The 7,265-nt window shown below is 64.4% G+C and carries 8 protein-coding genes and 1 tRNA gene; 1 reads left to right on the forward strand and 8 read right to left on the reverse strand.

Annotated features, from left to right (window positions below; translation table 11 throughout):
• On the forward strand, window positions 1-533 hold a 533-nt coding region (locus tag AC1DT2_RS12555), incomplete at its 5' end, for a hypothetical protein (protein ID WP_477296587.1).
• A gap of 256 nt (window positions 534-789) precedes the next feature.
• On the opposite strand, the gene ychF is transcribed toward AC1DT2_RS12555, so the two are convergent.
• The 8 genes from ychF to AC1DT2_RS12595 all read right to left on the reverse strand — a co-directional run.
• On the reverse strand, window positions 790-1,881 hold the full coding sequence (gene ychF, locus AC1DT2_RS12560; protein WP_213950026.1) for a redox-regulated ATPase YchF: 1,092 nt from the start codon (window positions 1,879-1,881) through the stop codon (window positions 790-792).
• Window positions 1,882-1,915: 34 nt separating this feature from the next.
• Window positions 1,916-2,494 (reverse strand): aminoacyl-tRNA hydrolase, encoded by a 579-nt coding sequence (pth, locus tag AC1DT2_RS12565; protein ID WP_063573734.1) that lies wholly within the window; start codon window positions 2,492-2,494, stop codon window positions 1,916-1,918.
• 147 nt (window positions 2,495-2,641) lie between these two features.
• A complete protein-coding gene (locus AC1DT2_RS12570; RefSeq protein ID WP_213950027.1) occupies window positions 2,642-3,295 on the reverse strand; it encodes a 50S ribosomal protein L25/general stress protein Ctc in 654 nt (217 codons plus the stop codon).
• An 83-nt stretch (window positions 3,296-3,378) separates the two neighbouring features.
• Window positions 3,379-4,317, reverse strand: a complete 939-nt coding sequence (locus AC1DT2_RS12575) for a ribose-phosphate diphosphokinase (protein ID WP_213950081.1) — start codon at window positions 4,315-4,317, stop codon at window positions 3,379-3,381.
• A 71-nt stretch (window positions 4,318-4,388) separates the two neighbouring features.
• A tRNA-Gln gene (locus AC1DT2_RS12580) sits at window positions 4,389-4,465 on the reverse strand.
• Between the two features lie 39 nt (window positions 4,466-4,504).
• The gene (ispE, locus tag AC1DT2_RS12585) at window positions 4,505-5,893 is read right to left on the reverse strand and encodes a 4-(cytidine 5'-diphospho)-2-C-methyl-D-erythritol kinase (protein WP_213950082.1); all 1,389 of its coding nucleotides are present in this window, start codon (window positions 5,891-5,893) and stop codon (window positions 4,505-4,507) included.
• A gap of 43 nt (window positions 5,894-5,936) precedes the next feature.
• Window positions 5,937-6,551: a lipoprotein insertase outer membrane protein LolB gene (lolB, locus tag AC1DT2_RS12590; RefSeq protein WP_255548732.1), complete on the reverse strand. Its 615-nt coding sequence runs from the start codon at window positions 6,549-6,551 to the stop codon at window positions 5,937-5,939.
• A partial coding sequence (locus tag AC1DT2_RS12595; RefSeq protein ID WP_477296590.1) for a tetratricopeptide repeat protein occupies window positions 6,548-7,265 on the reverse strand: 718 nt, incomplete at its 5' end. The genes lolB and AC1DT2_RS12595, both read right to left, overlap by 4 nt.

Consider the following 7,265-nt stretch of genomic DNA (forward strand, 5'->3'; position numbering starts at 1 on the left):
TCGTCGCGCTCCTCCGGTACCTGGCCCCCGGATTCCTCGTGACCTGGGTGTACTTCGGGCTGACTCCGCACGAAAAACCTTCTCAGTTTGCACTCGAAAATCTGCTCGCCATGCGCGTCGGCGAATGGCATGCGTTCGGATACTGGACAGCCAACAGCCACATGTTCGCTGGCGCGTTGACGGCACTTGGACTGGGACTGTTCGTTGCCACGATCACCAACCACGATCTGGTACATGGCGCACTGCGGAAGCACAACGTCACCACGAGAACATCGCATCCCTGCGAATGGTTCACCATTTTTTCGGATTATTCGCAATTCGTCGTGTTGCACCTCAGGGACAAATCCACGGTTTATGGCTGGCCAGTCATCTGGCCCTCGAACGCTGAGAAAGGCCATTTTCTAGTGACGGACGCCACTCGCAAACTTCCCGGCACCGCGGGGAACATTTCACACAGTTACGCGATGGTGATAAATGTGGCCGACGTGGCGCTCGTCGAGTTCGCGACGCCGAAGGAGAACGACAGTGAGTAAACCAGACCGCCAGACCCCCGACATCAATACGCTTTTCTACGGCCGTTTCTACAATGCAAATCCGCCGCCGCCATACCCGACCCCGCCGCCACCGCCGAGCTTCTTTCAGGCCTCTGCTCGGAATGCCCGAGTGCCGCGACCCGAGGCGCCGCCTGGCTACCGCTGGGTCCTTATCGCTGTCGAAGACATCGATCCCCGCTAACAAAAAAGCCACGGCGCGAGCCGTGGCTTTTTTGTCGAACAACAACGCCAGCAATCAGACGTTAAAGCGGAAGTGCAGCACGTCGCCTTCCTTGACCAGGTATTCCTTGCCTTCCAGGCGCAGGCGGCCGGCTTCCTTGGCACCCTGCTCACCCTTGAACTTGATGAAGTCGTCGAAGGCGACCGTCTCGGCGCGGATGAAGCCACGCTCGAAATCGGTGTGGATCACGGCGGCGGCCTGCGGCGCGGTGGAGCCGGCGCGGACCTGCCAGGCGCGGACTTCCTTCTCACCGGCGGTGAAGTAGGTTTGCAGGCCAAGCAAGCGGTAGCCGGCGCGAATGACGCGGTTGAGGCCGGGCTCTTCGAAGCCAAGGTCCTTCAGGAACTCGTCGCGGTCGGCGTCTTCGAGCTGGCCGAGCTCTTCCTCGATCGAGGCGCAGACCGGCACCACTTCAGCACCTTCCAGCGCCGCGTGTGCGCGCACGGCGTCCAGGTGCGGGTTGTTCTCGAAGCCGTCTTCCGCCACGTTGGCGATGTACATCAGCGGCTTCATCGTGATCAGGAACATGTCACGGACGAGCGCCTTCTCTTCCGCATCGAGACCGGCCGAGCGCGCCGACTTGCCCTGGTCGAGGGCGACGCGAAGCTTCTCCAGCACCGGCTTCTTCGCCGTCGCCTCCTTGTCGTTGGCCTTGGCCGCGCGCGTCGCACGGTCCAGTGCCTTCAGCACGGCTTCGAGATCGGCCAGCGCCAGCTCGGTGTCGATGGTTTCGATGTCGGAGATCGGGTCGACCTTGTTCGCCACGTGGATGACGTTGTCGTCTACGAAGCAGCGGACCACGTGCGCGATGGCGTCGGTCTCGCGGATGTGAGCGAGGAACTTGTTACCCAGGCCCTCGCCCTTCGACGCGCCAGCCACGAGGCCGGCGATGTCGACGAATTCCATGGTGGTCGGAATGACACGCTGCGGCTTCACGATATCCGCGAGCTGGGTCAGGCGAAGGTCCGGCACAGGAACGATGCCGGTGTTCGGCTCGATAGTGCAGAACGGGAAATTCGCCGCGGCGATGCCCGCCTTCGTCAGCGCGTTGAACAGGGTGGACTTGCCGACGTTAGGCAAGCCGACGATGCCGCATTTGATGCCCATGGCGATTAAGGTCCGGTAGAAGTGATTGGTGCGGTCAGGCGACCGTATGCAGGCGTTTCATCGCCTCTTCGAACTTGCCATCCAGCGCCAGCGGCAGCACGTCGAACGCGCGCCCGATGCCGTGCATGATGGCGTCCTCGTCGGCCGCATTGGGACGGCCGAGCACCCACGGGGTGACCTTGTCCTTGTGCCCCGGATGGCCGATGCCGATCCGCAGGCGGTGAAACTTGCCGTGGCCGAGATGGGCCACGATGTCGCGCAATCCGTTCTGGCCGCCGTGGCCGCCATCGAACTTCATGCGGACGGTGCCGGGCGGGAGGTCGAGCTCGTCGTGTGCGACGAGACACTCTTCCGGCGCGATCTTGTAGTAGCGCAGCGCCGAAGCAACGGCGATGCCACTCTTGTTCATGAAGGTCGCGGGCTTGAGCAGCCAGACGGTCTCGCCACCGAGGCGCAGCTTGCAGGTTTCGCCATGCAGCTTGCCGTCGAAGGTCCAACGCTCTCCCTGATCCATCGCCAGGGCGTCGACACACCAGAACCCGGCGTTATGCCGGGTCCTGACGTATTCGGCCCCGGGGTTACCGAGGCCGACGATGAGACGTAGTGTTGCCATTGTTTCATCAGGCTTTTGTAGGAGCCGATTTATCGGCGATGGCTGGGCAATTGGACGAATCGGCATCGCCGCTCCGTTGGTTTTCGCCGATGAATCGGCTCCTACATTGCCCTGATCGCCGGTGAATCGGCTCCTACATTTGCCTAATTACTTCTTGTCGGCCGGCTTGTCTTCGGCAGCCGGTGCTTCCGCGCCTGCAGCCGGTTCCGGATCGACTTCTTCCTGGACCGACGCGACGGTCACGACGGCAACGTCGTGTTCCTTGCCCAGGCCCAGTTCCGGGATTTCCACACCGGCCGGCAGCTTGAGGTCGGACAGGTGGACGATATCGCCGGCGGACAGCTTGGCCAGGTCGAGTTCGATGAACTCCGGGAGGTCCTTCGGCAGGCACGAGACGGTGACTTCCGTCAGGTTATGCGAAATGACCAGACCGGCGGTCTTGCCGGCGGGCGACTTTTCCTGGTTCAGGAAGTGCACCGGCACGGCGACCTTGAGGACTTCGTTCTCGTTGACGCGCTGGAAGTCCATGTGCAGCATGAGCTGCTTGAACGGGTGCTTCTGCCAGTCCTTGATCAGGATCTTCTGCAGCTTGCCGTCGACCGTGAGGTCGATGACCGAGGAGTAGAAGGACTCGAAGCGCGAGCCGAGCAGGACGTCGTTATGCAGGACCTGAACGGCCTGCGGTGCTTCGGTGCCGCCATAGATGACAGCCGGTACGTAGCCAGACAGGCGGAGGCGGCGGCTCGCACCCTTCCCCTCGACCTTGCGGCTGGTAGCCGTGAGCTTGTGATTCGTTGACATGGTGTTGCCTCAGTGTTGAAAGCCGCCTTCCGGCGACTGGTAAAGGGCTCCTCCGCGACCAGGGGAGCCCGAAAAACGATACGTCAGTCGATGTAGAGCGAGCTCACCGATTCGCCAAAGGCGATGCGGCGGATCGTCTCCGCGAGCAGTTCCGCTACCGACAACTGGCGGATTTTCGCACAGTCGCGGGCGTTGTCGCGCAACGGCAGCGTATTGGTGACCACCAGCTGGTCGAGCTGGGAGCCTTCGATGTTCTGGATCGCGGCACCCGAAAGCACCGGATGGACGCAGTACGCGACGACCTTGCGGGCGCCTTTTTCCTTCAGCGCCGCCGCAGCGGCGCAGAGCGTACCGGCGGTGTCGACGATGTCGTCCACCAGCACGCAGGTCTTGCCTTCCACGTCGCCGATGATGTTCATGACCGTGGCCACGTTCGCCTTCGGACGGCGCTTGTCGATGATCGCCAGGTCCGCGTCGTCGAGGCGCTTGGCCAGGGCGCGGGCGCGCACCACACCACCGACGTCCGGGCTGACCACGATCAGGTCATCCATGCTGTGGTGACGCCAGATGTCGGCCAGGAGCACCGGTGAGGCATACACGTTGTCGACCGGGATATCGAAAAAGCCCTGGATCTGGTCGGCATGCAGGTCGATGGTCAGAACGCGGTCGGCACCCGCCGTCGCAATCATCTTGGCAGCCAGCTTCGCCGTGATCGGCACGCGCGCCGAGCGCGGGCGTCGATCCTGGCGGGCATAGCCGAAATACGGCATCACCGCGGTCACGCTGCCGGCCGATGCGCGCTTGAGCGCGTCGATCAGCACCAACAGGTCGAACAGGTTCTCCGCGCTGGGGGCGCCCGTCGGCTGAATGACGAAGACCTCCTGCTTGCGAACGTTTTCCTCGATCTCGATCTGAGCCTCGCCATCGCTGAACCGGCCGACGAGGGCCTTACCCAGCGGAATACCGAGACGGGCGGCGACATCGTCGGCGAGCAGGCGGTGCGCATTGCCACTGAACAGCATCGGGGTGGACGTATCCACGTAGGAACTCCTGGCGTGAGAGAGGGATGGATCGGCTCTGCCACCGCGAACGGTGGCTGGGGCGGCAGGATTCGAACCTGCGTATGCGGGAATCAAAATCCCGTGCCTTAACCAGCTTGGCGACGCCCCAACAAATACGTTCTGCCGCAGCCCGCGGCCTTTCCCGTCCTTACGACACGATGCCCGAAGCTTCGATCCGTTGCCGCGCGATGTGCAGCGGCGAGGGGTCGATACCCGCCGCCACATGGGCCCTGAAGCCCCTGGGACAGCGCGAGGCGACCGCAAGGGCCGCCTCGTGGGTTCTCGTTTCCAGAAAAATGCAACCACCACTGCCGGACAGGCGCGCCTGGCCGAAGCCACCCAGCCAGTCCAGTGCAGCCGCTACCTGCGGATGACGCGCGCGAACCACCGGTTCGAAGGCGTTCTCCGCAGAATCCCCAGAAACAAAGGATGAAATTGTCGCCCGCGGGGCATTTCGTGTCAATTCGGTGGCTTTGAAAAGCGCGCCGGTGGGCACGTTCTCGCGGGGGTCGACCACGACATACCAGCGGCGCGGCAGACGCATCGGGGTCAGTTGTTCGCCCACCCCTTCGGCCCAGGCCGAGCGCCCCCTGACGAAGACCGGGACATCCGCGCCGAGCCTGACACCGAGCGCCGCCAGGGCGTCTTCATCAAGGCCGGTGCGCCACAGCAGGTTCAGGCCGACAAGGACGGAGGCCGCATCCGAACTGCCGCCCCCCAGCCCACCGCCCATGGGAATGCGCTTGGCGACCTCGATATCCGCGCCCAGCTCGGTCCGCGTCTCAGCGGCCAGGAGACGCGCGGCGCGAACGGTCAGGTCCGCGTCTTCGGGAACGCCACTGATGGGATTGGGCCGCGTAATGACGCCGTCGCCGCGAATCCGCAGCCTCACCTCATCGCCCCAGTCCAGCAGGCGGAAGACGGTCTGCAACTCGTGGTACCCGTCATCGCGGCGACCGACGATGCGAAGAAAGAGGTTGAGCTTGGCCGGAGCGGGCCAGACGGTCCAGTCGCCCTCCTCCAACGGCGCCAGCGGGCGGCTCATGAACACGCGCAGGTGGTCGGGGAAGCCATTTTCACGGTCACGCGCAAGCGCGCGGGCGAGCGCCGGCGCGTGCTTGTCGACCACGCTGAAGCCATGCTTGGCGTAGAACGGCGCATTCCAGGGCACGTCGGCCAGGGTCCCGAGGTCAACCCGGCGATACCCCGCCTCGCGAGCCCACCGGCAGGCATGCTCGAGAAGCGCCGCACCAATACCCTTGCCGCCGAAGGCCGGGAGCACGTCGATCTCCGCCACGCCGATCGTATCGGGCAGGCCGTCCGTATCGAGGCACACGAAGCCCACGATCTCTTCGTCGACGGTGGCGACCCATACGAGGCCACGGACGATCAACTCACGAACAACGTCGCCGGGCAGCGCCATCGAGGAATAGCTGTGCCACGCCTCGTGTCCGCGGAACAGCTCGACGGCCGCCCGCTCGATGGCACAGAGGCGCTCGGCATCGTCCGCGAGAGCGCGGGAGATCTGAAAATTCATCATGGGCCGGGGTGCTTCGACAGGGGCGGAGTATAGCGGCGGGCTATCGCCCGAACGACCAGTTCTCTACCGATAGCCTGACCTTGTAAGGCGCCTTTTCCGCAAACACCCGCGTGGGCATCGCCGGTTGACGCGTCACGTCCCACTGTTTGTAGTCGACGGTCCAGCCATCCTGAACCAGGCGCGACGGCAGCCGGTCGTCGCCGAAGGCGATGTCCGCCGGCCCGGTATCGGCGCGCAGGCCAAGCGCCCAGCGCTTCAGCTCTGCCAGGGGAATCTGCCAGCCCACGGTGCTCGCCATGAGGGATTCCGCGTCGGCGCCGCGGCGCGGGCCGCCATCCAGACCCGCCAGCTCGGCGCCGTCAGGACCGCCGGTGAGCCGGAACGTACGGCCGGTGATCGGTCCACGCACGGTAAATTCGTAGCGTTCGCCGTCCTGCCGCCAGGTCAACGAGCCGGAGTTGCTGTCCTTGCCGTCACTGACGGACAGTTTGCCCTCGAGCGTCCAGTGGTCGGTATCGGCGAGGCTGCGTTCGCGCTGCTCCTGCATGCCGAGCGTGGCCGCATCGCCCTGGATACGCACCGGAACCCTCGTGGTGGCGCAGGCGGCAAGCAACAGCATCGGCAGCAGGACGACGCTTTTCGGTAGGAACCTCAAGGGCTGAGCTTCCGTTCGGTCCGCTCCAGGGAAGCGTTCTTGGGATCGATGCGRCGCACTTCGTTGAGCACCTTGCGGGCTTCGTCGTGCTCGCCACGGTCCCACAACACTTCAGCGAGGTGCACGCCGATGTCCGCGTCCTTGCGCTTGAGCCACGCGCTGCGCAGGGTGTTCTCCGCCTGGACGAGCTGACCCTGGCGGAACTGCAGCCACCCCCAGGAATCGGCGACGGACGGGTCGTCCGGACGGGCACTGCGGGCTGCCTCGATGAGGCTTTGCGCCTCGCCGAGATCGCGATCGTTGTCTGCCAGCGTGTAGCCGAGCGCGTTACTCGCTTCGACGTCGCCCGGCTTGAGCTCCAGCACCTTGCGGAAGTCGGCGACCGAAAGATCTATCTTTCCCGCCTCCGCGTAGGCGAGACCGCGACCGTAAAGCATGTCGGTATCGTCAGCCTTGACGCGCAACGCCTTGCTGTATGAGGCGGCGGCGGCATCGAACTGACGGGCGTCCATGTACAACTCGCCGTCGAGCGCGAAGGCCTTCAGCAACTGCTCCGGGCGATCGGCATAGGTAGTCTGCAGCTCGGCGACGATCTCATGCGCGTCATCGTCCTTGCCTTGCGTGTGAAGGACGACGGCGCTGCGAACCGACGCGTCGTAAATGTGGGGATCGTCGTCGCCGACCGCCGCGTACCAGTCCAGCGCGTCCTCGTCC

This window comes from Luteibacter sp. P4_E6 (assembly GCF_056401535.1).